Annotated in this window: 16 protein-coding genes; 4 read left to right on the top strand and 12 right to left on the bottom strand. The window is 65.8% G+C overall.

What is annotated here, in order from left to right; translation table 11 throughout:
• The first annotated feature begins 35 nt into the window (after positions 1-35).
• Positions 36-1,235 carry an aromatic ring-hydroxylating oxygenase subunit alpha gene (locus SKC41_RS06605; RefSeq protein ID WP_330976895.1) on the top strand — a complete coding sequence of 400 codons (1,200 nt, stop codon included), beginning with the start codon at positions 36-38 and terminating at the stop codon, positions 1,233-1,235.
• Positions 1,236-1,237: 2 nt separating this feature from the next.
• Here SKC41_RS06605 and SKC41_RS06600 read toward each other — a convergent pair whose 3' ends face one another.
• The 10 genes from SKC41_RS06600 to SKC41_RS06555 form a co-directional block, all read right to left on the bottom strand.
• The gene (locus SKC41_RS06600; RefSeq protein WP_330976894.1) at positions 1,238-1,999 is read right to left on the bottom strand and encodes an HD domain-containing protein; all 762 of its coding nucleotides are present in this window, start codon (positions 1,997-1,999) and stop codon (positions 1,238-1,240) included.
• Between the two features lie 23 nt (positions 2,000-2,022).
• Complete coding sequence (locus SKC41_RS06595; protein WP_330976893.1) at positions 2,023-2,838, bottom strand: polysaccharide deacetylase family protein; 816 nt, start codon at positions 2,836-2,838, stop codon at positions 2,023-2,025.
• A gap of 205 nt (positions 2,839-3,043) precedes the next feature.
• Positions 3,044-4,426: an alpha/beta hydrolase gene (locus SKC41_RS06590; RefSeq protein ID WP_330976892.1), complete on the bottom strand. Its 1,383-nt coding sequence runs from the start codon at positions 4,424-4,426 to the stop codon at positions 3,044-3,046.
• 44 nt (positions 4,427-4,470) lie between these two features.
• The gene (locus tag SKC41_RS06585) at positions 4,471-6,762 is read right to left on the bottom strand and encodes a heavy metal translocating P-type ATPase (protein ID WP_330976891.1); all 2,292 of its coding nucleotides are present in this window, start codon (positions 6,760-6,762) and stop codon (positions 4,471-4,473) included.
• 141 nt (positions 6,763-6,903) lie between these two features.
• Entirely contained in the window at positions 6,904-7,980 is a 1,077-nt protein-coding gene (locus tag SKC41_RS06580) for a hypothetical protein (RefSeq protein ID WP_330976890.1), read from the bottom strand.
• Between the two features lie 47 nt (positions 7,981-8,027).
• The gene (locus tag SKC41_RS06575; RefSeq protein WP_330976889.1) at positions 8,028-8,798 is read right to left on the bottom strand and encodes an SDR family NAD(P)-dependent oxidoreductase; all 771 of its coding nucleotides are present in this window, start codon (positions 8,796-8,798) and stop codon (positions 8,028-8,030) included.
• Positions 8,798-9,619 carry a mycofactocin-coupled SDR family oxidoreductase gene (locus SKC41_RS06570; RefSeq protein ID WP_330976888.1) on the bottom strand — a complete coding sequence of 274 codons (822 nt, stop codon included), beginning with the start codon at positions 9,617-9,619 and terminating at the stop codon, positions 8,798-8,800. Before SKC41_RS06570 ends, SKC41_RS06575 begins: the two co-directional genes overlap by 1 nt.
• A gap of 9 nt (positions 9,620-9,628) precedes the next feature.
• Positions 9,629-10,693 (bottom strand): hypothetical protein, encoded by a 1,065-nt coding sequence (locus tag SKC41_RS06565; protein ID WP_330976887.1) that lies wholly within the window; start codon positions 10,691-10,693, stop codon positions 9,629-9,631.
• A 25-nt stretch (positions 10,694-10,718) separates the two neighbouring features.
• Entirely contained in the window at positions 10,719-11,846 is a 1,128-nt protein-coding gene (locus SKC41_RS06560) for a sulfotransferase family protein (RefSeq protein ID WP_330976886.1), read from the bottom strand.
• A 1-nt stretch (position 11,847) separates the two neighbouring features.
• Positions 11,848-12,723 (bottom strand): SDR family NAD(P)-dependent oxidoreductase, encoded by an 876-nt coding sequence (locus SKC41_RS06555; protein WP_330976885.1) that lies wholly within the window; start codon positions 12,721-12,723, stop codon positions 11,848-11,850.
• Positions 12,724-12,873: 150 nt separating this feature from the next.
• Between SKC41_RS06555 and SKC41_RS06550 the strand changes: the two genes are divergently transcribed.
• The 3 genes from SKC41_RS06550 to SKC41_RS06540 all read left to right on the top strand — a co-directional run bounded on the left by SKC41_RS06550 (position 12,874) and on the right by SKC41_RS06540 (position 14,915).
• Positions 12,874-13,839 carry a LysR family transcriptional regulator gene (locus SKC41_RS06550; protein WP_330976884.1) on the top strand — a complete coding sequence of 322 codons (966 nt, stop codon included), beginning with the start codon at positions 12,874-12,876 and terminating at the stop codon, positions 13,837-13,839.
• Positions 13,840-13,876: 37 nt separating this feature from the next.
• Entirely contained in the window at positions 13,877-14,353 is a 477-nt protein-coding gene (locus SKC41_RS06545; protein WP_330976883.1) for an SRPBCC family protein, read from the top strand.
• A 61-nt stretch (positions 14,354-14,414) separates the two neighbouring features.
• The gene (locus SKC41_RS06540) at positions 14,415-14,915 is read left to right on the top strand and encodes a YkgB family protein (protein WP_330976882.1); all 501 of its coding nucleotides are present in this window, start codon (positions 14,415-14,417) and stop codon (positions 14,913-14,915) included.
• On the opposite strand, the gene SKC41_RS06535 is transcribed toward SKC41_RS06540, so the two are convergent.
• Positions 14,856-15,464 carry a TetR/AcrR family transcriptional regulator gene (locus SKC41_RS06535; RefSeq protein ID WP_330976881.1) on the bottom strand — a complete coding sequence of 203 codons (609 nt, stop codon included), beginning with the start codon at positions 15,462-15,464 and terminating at the stop codon, positions 14,856-14,858. The genes SKC41_RS06540 and SKC41_RS06535 overlap by 60 nt on opposite strands.
• Positions 15,461-16,159, bottom strand: coding sequence for a trimeric intracellular cation channel family protein (locus SKC41_RS06530; RefSeq protein ID WP_330976880.1), 699 nt, complete (start codon positions 16,157-16,159; stop codon positions 15,461-15,463). Before SKC41_RS06530 ends, SKC41_RS06535 begins: the two co-directional genes overlap by 4 nt.
• Positions 16,160-16,214: the final 55 nt, after the last annotated feature.

Below are 16,214 nucleotides of genomic sequence, written 5' to 3'. Positions count from 1 at the left end.
TGACGCGTGACATCCTTAGTGTGATACTGGCGCGTATGAGCGCTGCCACGGAACCGCTGATCGCGGATGATGTGGAAATCGCCAGGCGGATCTTGGCGCATATCGATGCCGGTACCACCGATGAGGGTGAGAGCTGGCGTGAGCCCGTCGAAAACTACATGAGCCCAAACAGATTCGCGGACGAACTGCGGATGCTGCGAACGATGCCGAGTGTATTCGTTCCCTCGGCGACCATCCCGCACCCCGGCGATCACGTCGAACGAACCGTCTTCGGTGTGCCCTTATTCGCGGTACGGGGACGCGATCAGCGCGCCCGGGTATTCCGCAATGCGTGTCGGCATCGCGGGTTTGCCCTTGTCGAGGGGGCCGGATGCTCCCACGCGTTGGTGTGCCGCTACCACGGCTGGACGTATCGTCTTGATGGCTCGCTGTCGCATGTGCCGCACGCAGAAGCGTTCCCTGATCTGGACCTGTCCACCCGCGGTCTGGTCGAGGTCACCAGCCGCGAGGTCGATGGCCTGATCGTCATCGGTCCGCTGGACTCCGCTGATGCGGGCTCGCCAGAGTCCGACGAAGCGATGGCGTGGCTCACCGACGGAAGTCCGTGGCGGGACAAGTTGGTCCCGGCTGAGAAACTCATCGTGGTGGACTCGACGCCGCGAGCGATGAACTGGAAGGTGCTCGCCGAGCAGTTCCTGGAGGGCTACCACATCCGGTCGACGCATAAGGAAACCTTTTTCCCGGTGCAGTACGACGATCTCAACGTGGTTGAGAGATTCGGACCGAACAGTCGAATCACGTTCCCGTATCAAAACATTGAACGGCTTCGCGGTCGTCCGGAAAGCACCTGGACGACGGATGCTCGGGTGACGTATCTGTATCAGTTGTTCCCTAATGTCATGTTGGCTACCTTTCCGGACGTGATATCCATGGTCGTGATCGACCCGGTGGATGTCGACCACAGCACAGTCACAACCTATTCGATGGTCAGGCCAGACGTTGCCGCGCGTGCTTCGCTCAGTCCGACCGACAGGCTGGTGGGCGCGGGTAGCTTCATTGAGCGCGGTCTGGTGGAAGACAACGAGATGTCCGCGGGTGTGCAACGCGGCTTACATTCCGGCGCAAACGAATTCGTGGAGTTCGGGCGACACGAGAGCGCGATTGGACACTTCCACGCAACACTGGACGAGCGTCTGGCTCGATCGGCGACCGCAACGGCGCCCACTCGACACTGACCTCACGAGTCGAATGGGGCCATCCGTACCGCTAACGGCAATCCACAGCGGACCAGGAGTCCAAAGCGTCCGCGCGGCACCGCCGCTGCCTCGGCGCGCATCATGCTCGCGAGCTCGCGTTTGAAATCGCCTCGTGGGTAACGTCGCAACACCTCGGCAACATTGCCTGGAGCGATGTCCCAAATGCGCAGTCCGGCGCCGTCGACCATCGCTCCCCACTGCAGGTAGCAGCCCATCGCACCGTCGACGTCGACCGTGATGCCCGGTGTCGTATGCACACAGATGCCGTCGGCCAGCAGGTCCGCGCGCGGAGCGTCCACGCCCGCAGCCTGTGCGCAGGCGAACATCCGTTCGGCGCTGCCCAGTGTGAAATCGCGCTCCGGCGTTGGCTTTACGATGCCGTAGTCGTGCAGCAGCGCCCCGCAATAGAAGAGCTCGTCGTCGAGTTCGCAGCCGTCCACCGTCGCGAGAGCATGCCCGAACAGCCAGGTGCGGTAGGAGTGGCCCAGCAGCGTCGGCGGCAATTCCGCGCACGCCTGTTCGGCCTCCCGCGCGAACCTGGAATCCGGTACCCGCAAGGTGTTCAGATCGACGCGCGTGGCCGCCTCCGGAATTCGACCCAGCGCCAGCTTGGCCCGACCCATCGCGTTCGTCCATTGCCCCACCGCAGTGGCGAGCAGTAGGCGGCGCCGCTCCGCTCCGGAGAGCCGGCCACCGGTGCGGCGCGCCCAGCCAAGCCCGCCAAGCCGCTGCGGGTCGGGCATATTGACAGCCAATCGTGTTGTCGCTAGGGCGTTCTCAAGAACACGTCATTGAGCGTGACAGTACGCAGGTTGCGGTCCCGGATCGTGTCGATGAGTTGCGGATACACGTGCGTGACGGGCAGGTGATTCAGATGGCCGATCACAATGTTCTGGGGTGTGAAGTACTCGTCGATCATCTTGAGGATGTATTCCTCGGTGATCAAGGTCGAGTCCGACAACGACCCAGACCACAGGGTCGGGACGGTGTAGCCGAGCTCGTTCGCCACGGCGTCGACGGTGCCGTTGTGCTTGCCATAGGGCGGTCGGTAGTACGGTTTGGCGCCGACGCCGTAGGTCTTCTTGAGGAACTCGTCATTGCGCTTGAGCTCCTCTTCGACCCTGCTCTGCGGCACCGTCGTCAAATCCGGGTGCGACCAGGTGTGGTTGCCGAGCTGGATCTGCCCGGACTCCACCAGTGGTCGCAGCAGATCCAGATTGTCGGTCCAGGAGTTATAGATCCCGTTGACGAAAAACGTCATTCGCACGCCGGTGTCCTTGGCGAGCTGCGTGTAGGCGCGCACGACGTCGCTGTTCACCCCGTCATCGAGGGTCAGCGCGAGCAGGTCGCCGTCGCCGGGGAGCTTCATCAGTGCGCCACCGCCGGGCAGCGGAATGCGCTCGCTGAGCGGCGGGGGAGGCAACAAGCCTGCCTGTGATGGTGCCGCGGGCCCGGGGGTCGGCATCGAATCCAGGGGCACCTGGGCAAAAGTTCGTGGTTGGGGATCGACGATCAGGCGTGCCGCACCGACCGCGGCGACCGTAGCTGCGGCGAGCGAGCCGAGGAAACGGCGGCGCTTCATCTCCGCGTCGTTTGCGGTGCTGTGGCGACGAGGCGAGCGCGCGTACCGGTCGCCTCTCCTGCCAAACTCCGCATCCACAGGAGCGAACCGTACCACTGCAAGCTGGGATATGTCGGTTTCGTTACGGGAGGGTCAGCTGTGAATTCCCGCCGAAAAAAGGCGTAGAGCTGCGAAGGTCACGATGCGATCACGACGCGCTATCGGATCAGTTCGGCTGGCCGCTGCCCCGCTGCGGTAACGGCACCGGCTCGACGTTCGGAGTTCTCAGCGTCGAGGCCAGCCAGGGCAACGATGCATCGAACGCCTCGGCGGCGAACGGCCAGTCGTGTTTGCCTGGCTGGGTCACCACCGCGCAGTTGATGCCGTTGGCTTCGGCGATGGTGCACAGCGCGTGGGCGGCCGCGTCCTGGCCCTCCGGATTGGCCGCGGCGGTACTCACCAGCGCGGGGTTGGCCGCCTGCGGGACGCTGTGCGCACCGGGCGGGGCGGGGATGTCGAACCATCCCGACAACCCGGTGTAGCGGCCGTGCCGGGTCATCACGGTGAGCGGGTCGTAATCGGCCCAGGCGGCGGTGTTGCCGCCGAACAACTCGGCGATGGTCTGTTCATTGCTGCCGATGTTGGGCCGGAAGTCGCCGGCGATGTCCACGAAGGCGCTGAACAATTCCGGGTGCATGACGGCCAGGGTGACGGCGCAGGTGCCGCCCATCGACCACCCGGCGACACCCCAATTCGCCCGGTCGGCGCTGACGCCGAAGTTCGAGACCATGAATGGCACCACATCTTTGGTCAGGTGATCGGCGGCGTTTCCGCGGCTTCCGTTTACGCACTCGGTGTCGTTGTCGAACGCGCCGGTGGGGTCGGGAAATACGAAGACCGGGGAGAAACCGTGATGGCGGGCGGCGAAACCGTCGATCGCGGTGAAGGCACCGCCGGGCCCCAGCCAGTCGCGGGGCAGATTGAACGCCGAGCCGAGCATCATGACCGTCGGGAGCCGGGGCGGCGGGTTGGTGTTGAACCACGCCGGGGGCAGGTAGACGAGTTCCTGGCGGTGCGGGAAGTGGGATGCGTTGGAGTCGATGTTGACCGGCACGACGACACCCTTGTCCGGCTTGGTCCCGGCGATCTGCATCGCGGTGACCTGCAGCCGGTCGATCTGGTCGGGAAGCGGCTCGGACGTCAGCTGATTCCACGCGGCGAGCACGGTGGGGAAATAGCCCACCCAGAGGTTCAAGGACATGCTCGCGCACACCACACACAGCGGTACCGACACGAAGGCGAGTCCGCGCCGCCACCAGCGGGCGCCTTTCCAACCCAGTACCAACACCGCGGCGGTCAATCCGCTCAGCGCTATCCACAGCCACAGGGACTTGGGTGCCGGGTCGCCGGCCACCCCGAGCGACACGATGTACCAGTACGCCAGCGCGGCGACCGCGGCCGCGACGACCAGGGCCACCGGCAGCGCGCGGCGCAGCCAGCTCGGCCTGCGCCAGTCGATCACGATCAACGCCACCAGCAGCGCGAGTGCTTGCGTCGCGAGGGGCAGCCAGCCGTGCAGCAACGACAGTTGTCCGAGGAATTGGGGCAAAACGTGCAGACCTTAAAGCTATGGAACCCGGTAGGCCAGACCAACTATCCCATATCGCTCGAGCGGATCGTGCTCGTGAAAGAGCGCAGTCGCAGGCTGTTGCCGACGACAAAGACGCTGGAAAAGGCCATCGCGGCGCCCGCGAGCATCGGGTTGAGCAGGCCCAGCGCGGCCAGCGGGATCGCGGCCGCGTTGTAGCCGAAGGCCCAGAACAGGTTCATCTTGATCGTGGCCAGCGTCTTGCGCGAGAGCCGGATCGCGTCGACGGCGGCACGCAGGTCGCCGCGGACCAGCGTCAGGTCGGCGGCCTCGATCGCCACGTCCGTGCCGGTGCCCATCGCGATGCCGAGATCGGCGGTGGCCAGTGCCGCGGCGTCGTTGACCCCGTCGCCCACCATCGCGACGACCTTGCCGTCGGACTGCAGACGTTGCACCACGGCGACCTTGTCCGCGGGCAGAACCTCGGCGATGACGTGCGCGATCCTGAGCTCTCCGGCGATGCGGTCGGCCACGACCTCGTTGTCCCCGGTCAGCAGGACCGGTGTCAGCCCAAGTTGCTTGAGCTGCCGGATGGCATCGGCGCTGGTGGGCTTGACGGTGTCGGCGATCACCAGGATCCCGCGGGCGCTGCCGTCCCAGCCCACGGCGACGGCGGTTTTGCCTTCGCTCTCGGCGCGAAGTTTGGCCTTGGAAAGCTCGGGGGTCAGTGCCGGATCCAGGTTCGGCGCCGAATCGGCCAGCAGGCTTACGCGGCCGACGACGACGGCGTGACCGTCGACGGTGCCTTGGACGCCTTTGCCTGCCACGTTCAGGAAGCCCTCGGCGGCCGGCAGCGAACCCAGTTCCGCGGTGGCGGCCTTGGCGATCGCTTGGGCTATCGGGTGTTCGGAGGCGTCCTCGAGCGCTCCCGCGTAGCGCAGCAGCGTGGCGCGATCGGTGTCGGGCGCCGCGATGACGTCGACGAGCGTCATCTTGCCGGTGGTCACGGTGCCGGTTTTGTCGAGCACGATCGTGTCGACCTTGCGGGTGGACTCCAACACCTCGGGTCCCTTGATCAGCACGCCGAGTTGGGCCGCGCGACCCGTGCCGACTAACAGCGCGGTCGGCGTGGCCAGACCCAGTGCGCACGGGCAGGCGATGATCAGCACCGCGACCGCGGCCGTGAACGCCGCGGCGACCGGGAATCCGGCGACGAGCCACGCCACCAGCGTGACGACGGCGATCGCGATGACGATCGGCACGAAGACCGCGGACACCCGGTCCGCGAGCCGCTGGACCTTGGCCTTGCCCGCTTGCGCGGCTTCCACCAGCCGGGCAATCTGCGCGAGCTGGGTGTCTTCGCCGACCCGGGTGGCGCGCACGACGAGACGCCCGCCCGCGTTGACGGTGGCGCCGGTGACGACGTCGCCCTCCCCCACCTCGATCGGCACCGACTCGCCGGTCAGCATCGAGGCGTCGACGGCCGACGACCCGGCGACGACGACCCCGTCGGTCGCGATCTTCTCGCCGGGACGCACGACGAACTCGTCGCCGACCTTGAGCTGCTCGACGGGGATGCGGATCTCGAGGCCCGGACCGTCGGGGCGCAGAAAATCGGGCCGCAGCACCGCGACGTCCTTGGCGCCGAGCTCCAGCAGGGCGCGCAGCGCCGCGCCGGCCCGCCGCTTGGAGCGGGTCTCGAAGTAGCGGCCGGCCAGAACGAACAGCGTCACACCCGCGGCCACTTCGAGATAGATGTTGCCGGCGCCGCTGCCGGGCGCGGTGGTTCGTGCCAAGGTCAGCGAGAAGCCGTGATGCAGGTGCGGGTGGCCGGCCGTCCCGAAGAACAGGGCATACAACGACCACAGGAATGCCGACAGGGTCCCGATCGACACCAGCGTGTCCATCGTCGCGCCGCCGTGCGTGAGGTTCCGCCACGCGGCGGCATGAAACGGCCACCCCGCCCACAGGACCACCGGCGCGGCCAGTGCCAGCGATGCCCACTGCCAATTGCGGAACTCCCATGCCGGGATCATCGCCATCGCGATCACGGGCGTGGCGAGCACGATCGCGGCGATCAGGCGGCTACGCAGCGAAGCCAGCTCGCGGTCGTTGTCGGCGGGCGCCGCCTGCGATTGCGGCAATGCGGCGGTGTAGCCGGCCTTTTCGACCTCGGCGACCAGCGACTGCGGGTCGTATCCCGCCGGGACCGTGACCGCCGCTCGCTCCAGGGCGAAATTCACGCTCGCCGTCACGCCGTCGAGTTTGTTCAGCGCCTTTTCCAGCCGGGCCGCGCAGGAGGCACACGTCATCCCGGCGATGTCCAACTCCAGGTTGCTGACCGCACTCGTGGTCATGACGCTCCTTCCGGATACCCCCAGGGGGTAGCCAAGCTCTACCACACTTATACACCCCTGGGGGGTATAGCCGTCAAGGCCGTGTGACCCGCGCCATTCTGCCTCGTCGGCGACTTGGGCCCGGGAGGGGGCGTCGGACCGCTACGGCTGCGACAACAACAGCATCACCCGGCCCTCCGATGGCGCCTCGGGAAAGGCGTTCGGATCGAAACCGTAGTACTTGCGCTGATCGGCGGTGATGGCGTCGATCACTTTGCCGCTGGCCGTGAGCCGGCCGCCGTGGACGCCGGCCATCATGCCCTTGAAATCGGGCACCGAAAGCGATTCGGCGAGTAGCAGCGCCTCACCACCGGAGGTCAGGGTGACCAGCACCCCGGCGCCCGCGTAGTTATTGCCGCCGCGGCCGGTGCCTCGCGGCGCCCAGTAGACGGGCTCGGACGCCACGGTGCCTTTCACCCGCCGGTATTCGCCCGGGTGGTCGGTGTCGGCAACGGTCACGACGGGCAGCGCGGCGATCGTGCGCTGTTCCTTGAACCACATTGCGCCCAAAGGGATGCAGACGATCGCGTACATCAACACCAGCAGGACGAGCACCGGCTTCCACGCGATCTCCCAGCCGAGCCGGCGTTGCGAGATCGGCAGGCCCTCCAGCCGCGCATCAAGCTTGTTGCGCCCGAGGCGAAAGACGTACCAGGCCAAGACGCGCGCCAGCGCCATGCAGCCGAGGATGATCAGGCCGACGATGCCGCAGATCCGCCAATAGAACGTGTCGTCGCCCTGATTGGTCGTAGCCGCCAGCATCACGGCCGGGATCGGCGCCGTAATCAGTAGCAGCAGTGCATAACTCGGGTGGCTGGTGAGATATGGATAGGTCACGGTCCACGCGCGGTTGCCGCCGTAGACGGTCAGCCCGCCGATGTCGGCGTGGACCGTCGGAGTCCACGACCCCTCCAACACCCGGGGCTTCACCAGGGAGCGCACGAAGAAGAAGCCGAAGACCAACGAGACCACCAGCGCGCCCCAGAACACCCCGTCGAGCCGCTCGCCCGTCCCCGGCACACCAAATGCCCCGCGAATGTCGATGACTTTGCCGATGAAGAACGTCAGCGGCATCACGAAGAAGAACTCAGTGAGCCAGATCTGGATGAGCTGGGGAATCCGCGAGCCGATCCGGTCGAACGCCAGCACACGTTGCCAGACGAAGCGCAGGACGCCCATGGCGGGTGACTTTACCTGGCAGTTGTGCCGTGAGGACTAGTTGAGCATCATTGCCGCAGATGCGATCCACCGCCGATGTACCACACCTGACCGGTGATCCACTCGGCCTCCTCGGAGAGCAGGAACGTGGTGATTGCGGCGAGGTCATCGGGTTTGCCCAGCCGGGTGGTCTTGCCGAACATCAGGAAGGCCTGCTGCAGCTGGAGGTCGTTCTGCCATTCCTGTGTCTCGCCCATCACCAGACCGGGCATCACGCCATTGCTCCGGATGTTGTGTTTGCCCCAGTTGACGGCGACGTGACGGGTCAGGTGATTCACGGCGGCCTTGGAGGCGCCGTAGGCGACATGTTGCGGGTCGCTACCCAGCGCGGCACCCGAGGAGGTGTTCACGATGCTGCCGCCGCCTGCATCCAGCAAGTGGGGCAGCACCGCTTGGATCGTTCGGACGTAGCCCAGCAGGTTGACGTCGAGCGTGCGCTGCCAGACATCCATGCCGGTATCGAGAATCGTGGTGTCGCGGCCGAGGTTGTCTTCCGAGAGATCGGCGCCGACGTTGTGAAGACCGTGGATTCCACCGAACTCGCGGATGGTTCGGTCGACGAGATCCTGCACGGATCGCGCGTCGGCAAGGTCGAATTGGATCGCGATGGCCCGGCCGCCGGAATCGGTGATCTGTTCGGCCGCGGCGGTGGCGCCGTCGATGTTGATGTCACCGATGGCCACCCGGGCGCCCTCGGCCGCAAGGCGTTTGGCGGTGGCAGCGCCGATCCCCGTGGCACCGCCGGCCACGATGAAGGTCTTGTCTATCAACCCGCGCATCAGATGTATCCGACGCCGATGTCGACGGAAACCTGGCTTGCGGTAACGAGTCTGGATTGGTCGGAGGCCAGCCAGGCGACGGCGTCGGCGATGTCTTCGGGCTGCGCGATGCCTTCGGGCAGCAGCGGCTTGTGCAAGCCGCGCAGATGCGGATAGTCGTCGGCCGCCGATTCCAGCGCCTCGCGCATCCGCCCGGTGCCCATCGGAGTGGCGACTGCTCCCGGGTTCAGGCTGTTGACGCGGATGTTGTACCGGCCGAGTTCGGCGGCGAATGCCCGCGCCATCCCCACGACGGCGTGTTTGCTTGCCGTGTAATGGATCATGAACGACTGCATCTTGATGCCGGCGGCCGATCCGATGAGGATGATCGACCCGCCGCGGCCGCCGTCGATGATGTGCTGGGCCCCGGCCATCACGGTGTTCCAGGTGCCAATCACGTTGGTGTCTATGGTGTCTCGAAACGCCTGCGCAGTGATCTGATCCCATGGGGCCGGGCAGCAGATCCCGGCATTGGCGACGATGACGTCGAGGCGACCCAGCTCGCCGACGGCCTCATCGACCGCGGCCTGGAGTGCATCGAGGTCGCGGATGTCGACCGCCGCGGTGACGACCTTTCGCCCGCTCGCGCTGACCAGTCGCGCCGTCTCCGCCAGGTCGTCGGGTGTCGGCGAATCGTAGGGAACGCTCGACGGCAACGGGCCGGCGATATCCACCGCGATGATGTCGGCTCCTTCGGCGGCCAGCCGCACGGCGTGCGCTCGGCCTTGCCCGCGTGCGGCGCCGGTCACCAGGGCGACCTTCCCTGGGATCAGTTGGCTCATGGGCCCTTCCTAGTCACGGGCGATCTTGTCGAGCGGGTTGGACCGTTCGAGCATTCCGTAGGTCTGTTCGCCGTCCCACGCATAGCGCACGCCGGCCTGCTGCAGCGCCGGAAAGCTCGGCATCTCCTGCTTGAGGGCGTTCATCGAGTACATGTCGTCGTCGTGGTGGATGTCGTGCGTGGAAAATACTGTTTGCCCGGCGATTTCGACGGTTCCGTCGACCGTCTCCAGCACCAGCGAGACGTCCTCGCCGAGTGGTTGCAGCCGGGTCAGCCACGGCGCCTGCACCACCCGTGCGGGTATCAGGGGGCCGTCGCCGGTGAAGACGAACCCCTCGTTGAAGGTGGGCTTCCCGTCGGGCCGCGGAGGATAGGCGATGTAGCCGAACGCCTTCCCGCTGGGAAACACGGCGGACTGCCAGCAATGTCCCCAGAATCCGGCCAGCTTGCGTACGCCGGTGCGACGTATGCGCAGCCCGCTGCCGGTGAACTTGTACTGTCGGCCTTCTGCACGCAATTCACCTATGGCGGTGAACAATTGCTCGTAGCGTGGCCCGCCCATGATGGCGCCCACGGAAGTGGTTTTCAGCTGGGTGTCGGCGTCGGGCTGCAAAGCTCCTTGCACCCACGGAGGCACGGTCATCTTGGCCTCGACATGGAATCGGACGTCGACGCCCGGACCGCCTTTCTTGCCTGTCACCAAATCAGCCGACGACGTCTTCACCGCCGGACCGTCGTAGGACATGGTCCAGGTGCGGAAGGGCTCGATGCATTGAAACGCCAGTCCCCCGGCGCCCAGTACGCTGGCGCGCCCGTCGGGACCCTGGGCAGCCAGAGACGGCTCGTTGGTGCGTAGCCGATACACCCGGCCGTCGGGAAGGGCGACGTTGACTTGAACGTCGTGCGAATCCCAATTCGCACCCACCGCTTCGATTCCGATGCGCGGCAGGCCGATCTCGCCGCGGTCATCGACAACCCAGAAACTCACCGAGTCCCGCATCTCCGGGTCCTGCGGTCGATGCGCCAGCATGTACTCGCGCGCCGGATCAATTCCCCCGGTCAGATCAACAGCCATCGAATTTCCTTTGCTCGTAGGCGTTTCAGTGCGCGGTCCAGCGTCGCGCGCTGGCCACGTAGCGGGCGAATCGGGGACGCACCTCGTCGAGATCGATGCCGAATTCGACCGGATCGGCATGCGAACTGGGTTCACGCTGGGCGCCGGCGTGCTCCCACCAGCTTTGCATCTGTGCTTTGAACCGGGCGCCCACCGGGATGCCCAGCCACGCATAGAGTCCCGTGACCTCGCCGATCGGATCGTCCTGCATGGAGCGAAAGTCGATGTCGTAGAACCGATTATCGGCGCCGTCGGCGCGGAACTGCAGAGCCCGCTGCATGCCCAGCGACCAGTGCTCGACATTGAGCCGTCCGATGTAGCGGCGGTCGATCTCGGAGCTGAAGGTCCCGATGATGTCGGCATACAGATCTGCGACGGACAAGATGACATCGGTCGGATCGCGATGCGTCATCACGAAGCGTGCGTCCGGGAACGCCGCATCCAGAGCGTCGAGCCACAACACATGTGACGGGCATTTCAGCCGCCAGGGTCGGTGCGGTTCGCCCCACGCCAGCAGCTTCATCACCCGGCGCTGATACCGCAAGGCGGGAGTGAGATCGGCGTGTTGGACCAACCATGTTGAATACGAGGGTATTTCGGCGAAAGACTGGAAGATGTGTGATTTGAAATCCAATGCCATCAGTTCATGACATTCCATCGGCCCATGCGTATCGCCGGGTACATGGCGGCGGGTGCCGACCATTTCGCCCTGATCGAGCGGGATACGGGGATCGACACCCTGCACCGTGGCGGGCGGTGGACACGGTTGCGACGATTCCCATCGCCGCAGATACCGCACGTCGGGATCCTGCGCCAGCAGCATCGACAGGGCGGTCGACCCGGTCCGGGGTAAACCCAAGCCGATCAACGGCGCAGTGATCGCCACCTCGTCGATCTCCGGATGGCGGCGATACCAATCCTCAACCTGCAGGCGCTGCGACAGGTAGCCCACGATGCGCTGATGCAGGAACGCTTGGCCGCGCTCGTTCAGCCGCGCCTCATCGCGCAGCGCGGCGAGCAGGACATCGAGGCCTTCGGCGTAGGAGTCCTCACCGAACTGGGCCAGCCCGGTCTGCGCACTCGCCTCTTCCAAAACCTGAGGGCTGGTTAGCATCTCAGCCCATCCACTGGCCGCCGGCGACATCGATGGTCTGGCCGCACATGTAGTCGGCGGCCTCGGAGGCCAGGAACGCGACCATGTTGGCGGCTTCCTCCGGCAGCGAGGCGCGCCCCAGCTGGACCTGGTTGGTGATCGCCTCGTGAATGGCGCCGCGGCCGGCGCGGTGCTGGTCGTTCTGCGGGTCGAGCAGGTACTGGCGCATATCGGCTTTGATCATGATGCCCGGGGCCACGCCCAACACGTTGACGCCGCGCAGGGCGACCTCGTGGGCCAGGTTGCGAGTGAACCCGATGACCCCGGCCTTGCACGCGTTGTAGACGACCAGACCGCGCTGCTGAATGCGCCCGCCGACCGATCCGATGTTGACGATCTTTCCCGAGCCCTGCGGCAGCATGTACTGCAGCGCGGCATGCGCGCCGTACATCATCATCGTCAGGCTGCCCAGGACGGTGTAATCGATCTCCTCTTTGGTCTGGTTCTCGAAGGGGCCGGCCGCGACCATTACGGGATTGTTCACCATGATGTCCAGACCGCCGAGTTCGTCGTGCGCCCGCGTGACGGCGCCGTGCACCTCGTCCCAATCGGACATGTCGGCCTTGACGGGGATGGCTCGCACACCCCAGCGCTGCTCGACCTCCTTGGCGCGGCGCTGCACCTTCTCGAACGTCCGGCCGATCAGCGCCACGTCGGCGCCGCAGCCGGCCAGCCGGTTGGCGATCGCCTGCCCCAGGCCGTCGCCCCCGGCGCCGGTCACAAACGCCCTTTTGCCGGACAGGTCCATCAGCTCGGTGACCCGCTTTCCGATGATGTGCTCGGGAAGCCGGTCCAGCCCCAGCAATTGCACCCAGTCCTGTTCGTCTTGCAGTTGCATTGAAGCCGACCTCCCAGCCAGACCCACACGGCATCGCATCAGGGCGCCATGCCCACATCGCCGACGATATGGCCGGATCGGAGGCGTGAGGTAATACCAATTCGGGAAACCAGTCATGCCGGTTTTGTATGGCTGGTAGATCTGGAAGCGATGGATACCCACCGGCTCAAGTACTTCCTGCGGATCGCGGAGGAAGGCTCGATCTCCCGCGCGGCCACCGTGCTGGGCATCGCCCAGCCGGCGCTCAGCCGCCAGATCCGGCTGCTGGAGGAAGACCTCGGCATCACCCTGTTCGAGCGGACCCGCCGCGGCGTCCATCTGACCGAAGAGGGCGAACGCCTGCGGTCGTCGACGGCGGCGCCGCTGCGTCAGCTGGAGCTTGCGGTTCGCTACGCGGGATCACCGCTGGCCCGCATCGAGCGCGGACTGCTGTTCGGCATGGTGCCCACCGCCGCCGGTGTCCTGGCCGCACCGCTGATGGCCAGCCTCGGCACCGCGTTTCCGAACGTGCACTTTCACCTCGCTGTCGCCGAAACCGACGACCTGGTGCAGCGGATGCTCAAAGGCGCGATCGATCTCGCGGTCGTCAATCCGTTCTCCGACGACCGGCTGTTCTACCGTCAGCTCCTCGTCGAGGACCTCATGCTGGTGGGCGGCCCGGCTTCGGATCTCTCGCCCGCGAATCCCGTTCACTTCAGCGAGTTGGCCAGCGTGCCGCTGGTCATGCCCAGCGCGCAGACCGGCATCCGCAACACCTTGGAGAACACCGCGCTGCGCGTGAAAGTAGCCCTTACGGCGCGCTTTTCGACAGATTCACTGGAGGCTGCCAAGCATTTGGTGGAGGCGGGCCTCGGATATGCGGTCCTGCCGCCGGCGGCATGCGGCGCGGAGGTCGAAGCCGGGCGGCTGCGCAGCGCGCCGATTTGCGATCCGGAGATCAACCACCAGCTCGGCGTGGGCGCGACCGCGGCGCTGGAACTGCCGCGCGAGTTTGCCACCAAAATCGGGATAGTGCTGCGCGAAGAGGTCGCCCGATTGACCAAATCGAACTTTTGGCCCGCCCGCTTCGTGCCCTCTCCCGTGTGGGACCCCAACATCCCGGAACCGCAAGACTAGGCGGGTCTAGGCTTCCGGCTAGGCGAAAGGAGACATCATGACTGTCACCGTTGTCGACGCAGGACCCCGACAAGTGAGCCGATCGGTCGAAGTGGCCGCCCCGGCCTCGGAGCTGTATGCCTTTGCGGCCGATCCCAGGCGCCATTGCGAGCTCGACGGTTCGGGCACGGTTTGCGACAACATCTCCATGCCGGCCGAAATGGTTGTCGGGTCCAGGTTTTCGACCAAGATGAAGATGTTCGGCGTGCCCTACCGCATCACCAGCACCATAACCACGCTGAAGCCGAACGAAGTGGTCGAATGGCGCCACCCGGTGGGCCACAGCTGGCGTTGGGAATTCGAAGCGCTCTCGCCGACCCTGACCCGGGTCACCGAGACCTTCGACTACCGCGACGCGGGTCCGATCAAGAACAGCCTGAAGTACTACGAGCGGATGGGATACGCGAAGGGCAACGCGTCGGGTATCGAAGCAACGTTGGCCAAGCTGCGCGATCGCTACGCCGGGAGATCGTGAACGCGATCGCGGTCTGAATCGTGGCTCCTTCGGAAGGCCAGCCCACCGAAGGACGTAAATGATGACCCGCAGCGCCGTCCCCATCGCAGCAACGCACTCCCTCTCGGAATCGCTGATCCGCTTGGGCCACCTAATCAGTCGCTACGGGCTGGTCGTCGTCTTGGCCTGGATCGGGTTCGGCAAGTACGTGAAGATGGAATCCCGGGTGCTGATCGAACACAACCCACTGATGAGCTGGGTCTATGACGTATTCAGCGTCACGACCGTTGCCCGTGGGCTGGGGACGATGGAAATCGTTGCGGCCCTTCTCATTGCGGTACGCCCATTATGGCCACGCGTGTCAGCGGTGGGAAGCGCGCTGGCGGTGGTGCTGTTTCTTGGGACGCTGAGCTTTTTGTTCACCACGCCCGGTGTGGTCTCGACGCACGCCGCCGGCCTGCCAGTGCTGTCGGCACTGCCGGGCCAATTCCTGCTCAAGGACCTGGTGCTGATCGGGGTGGCGCTATGGACGCTCGGTGACGCGTTGCGCGAACAGCGTTCCCCGGATGAGGCTTTTGGCTGAAACCAGCGCGGCTTGGTAGGTCTGCGGCGCCAAACTGTCCGCTTGCTCCGACAGCCCCCGGGTCAGCGCGCAGATCGCTTCGACCGTCGACCGGGTGTCGGTCTCGCCGGACAGTGACCCGCGTTGCCGGGCATCGTCGACGATCTCGAACACGACGTCGTGCAACGCCTTGGATCCGGGCGATCTCGTTGTGCCCGCGGCGCGCAGGGCTCGCAAGAACCCGGTCAGGTGGGGATAGTCGCGGACCAGGCGCGTCGACTCGTCGAGCACCGCGTCTAGCCGGTCGATGACGTTCTCGTGCCGCGCGGCGGCCGCCCACAGCCGCGGCGCGACGATCGCCTCGATCTCCTCGCCGGTCGCGGTGAGCAGTTCGGACTTGTTCGGAAAGTAGTGATACAGGCTGCCGCTGGTCATCTCGGCGGCCCGGGCGATCTCACGGATGGTCGCCTGCGAGTAGCCGACCTCGGCCACGCAGCGCATTGCGGCGGTGATGATCCGTCGGCGGGTCTCCTCGCTGTCCGCCCCAACCGGGCGCCCGAGCTGAGTCACCGGTCGTCGGGGCGGCGCGCTCGCCTGCTGATCCGGATGCGCCACGTCCGCTTCCGCCGTGTCAGGTAGTAGTCGGTGGTAAAACTCTCTGCGAGTCGCCAGCCCCGCCATCGAGCCAGCAGGCACAAGCCTGAGCCGACGACAATCCCCGCCAATTCACCCAGCGGCGCCTGACCGTACCGGGAGAGCAGCACCACGGTGCCGCTCGCCGCCACAGCGGGTGTCGCGTAGAGCGTATTGCCGCCGAAGATCGCCGGAGTGCGGTTCACCGCCAGGTCTCGCAGTGCGCCACCGCCGACGGCACTAATCGTGCCGAGCAAAATCGCTGGGAGCCAAGATAATCCGGCTGCCAACGTCTTCTCCGCGCCCGCCACCGCCCAGGTGCCCAACGCGAGCGCATCGACTACCGGATAGGTCAGCGACCACAGCCGCGCTCGCAGCGGTATCAAGAACGCGACCGCCGCTCCCGCCAGCGCAACCACCACGTAAAGGGTGTCCGTCAATGCCACCGGCGGCCCGTGCTGCAACAGCGTGTCTCGGATCAAGCCGCCGCCGAGTCCCGAGAGAATTGCGAGCGCAACGAATCCCACAGGGTCCATGCGGAATTCGCGCGCCACGACGCCACCGAGTACGGCGTTGACGAATACGCCGGCCAAGTCGATAGCGCGCGAGAACTCCCCCAACGCGAGGTTCACGGCCGCTCACCTCCGGATTCATCGGTCGGTCAAATATATTCGACGTTGTACTGCG

The organism is Mycobacterium sp. 050128, assembly GCF_036409155.1.
Lineage (GTDB): Bacteria > Actinomycetota > Actinomycetes > Mycobacteriales > Mycobacteriaceae > Mycobacterium.
Note: the sequence above shows the minus strand (reverse complement) of the source record. Positions and strands in the feature narration are given on the sequence as shown.

Coding starts and splice junctions, on each gene's coding strand:
- SKC41_RS06550 (WP_330976884.1), top strand. CDS start 12,874: ATGGATACCCACCGGCTCAAGTACTTCCTGCGGATCGCGGAGGAAGGC.
- SKC41_RS06545 (WP_330976883.1), top strand. CDS start 13,877: ATGACTGTCACCGTTGTCGACGCAGGACCCCGACAAGTGAGCCGATCG.
- SKC41_RS06595 (WP_330976893.1), bottom strand. CDS start 2,838: ATGAAGCGCCGCCGTTTCCTCGGCTCGCTCGCCGCAGCTACGGTCGCC.
- SKC41_RS06555 (WP_330976885.1), bottom strand. CDS start 12,723: ATGCAACTGCAAGACGAACAGGACTGGGTGCAATTGCTGGGGCTGGAC.
- SKC41_RS06600 (WP_330976894.1), bottom strand. CDS start 1,999: ATGCCCGACCCGCAGCGGCTTGGCGGGCTTGGCTGGGCGCGCCGCACC.
- SKC41_RS06570 (WP_330976888.1), bottom strand. CDS start 9,619: ATGAGCCAACTGATCCCAGGGAAGGTCGCCCTGGTGACCGGCGCCGCA.
- SKC41_RS06585 (WP_330976891.1), bottom strand. CDS start 6,762: ATGACCACGAGTGCGGTCAGCAACCTGGAGTTGGACATCGCCGGGATG.
- SKC41_RS06580 (WP_330976890.1), bottom strand. CDS start 7,980: ATGGGCGTCCTGCGCTTCGTCTGGCAACGTGTGCTGGCGTTCGACCGG.
- SKC41_RS06565 (WP_330976887.1), bottom strand. CDS start 10,693: ATGGCTGTTGATCTGACCGGGGGAATTGATCCGGCGCGCGAGTACATG.
- SKC41_RS06560 (WP_330976886.1), bottom strand. CDS start 11,846: ATGCTAACCAGCCCTCAGGTTTTGGAAGAGGCGAGTGCGCAGACCGGG.
- SKC41_RS06540 (WP_330976882.1), top strand. CDS start 14,415: ATGACCCGCAGCGCCGTCCCCATCGCAGCAACGCACTCCCTCTCGGAA.
- SKC41_RS06575 (WP_330976889.1), bottom strand. CDS start 8,798: ATGCGCGGGTTGATAGACAAGACCTTCATCGTGGCCGGCGGTGCCACG.
- SKC41_RS06605 (WP_330976895.1), top strand. CDS start 36: ATGAGCGCTGCCACGGAACCGCTGATCGCGGATGATGTGGAAATCGCC.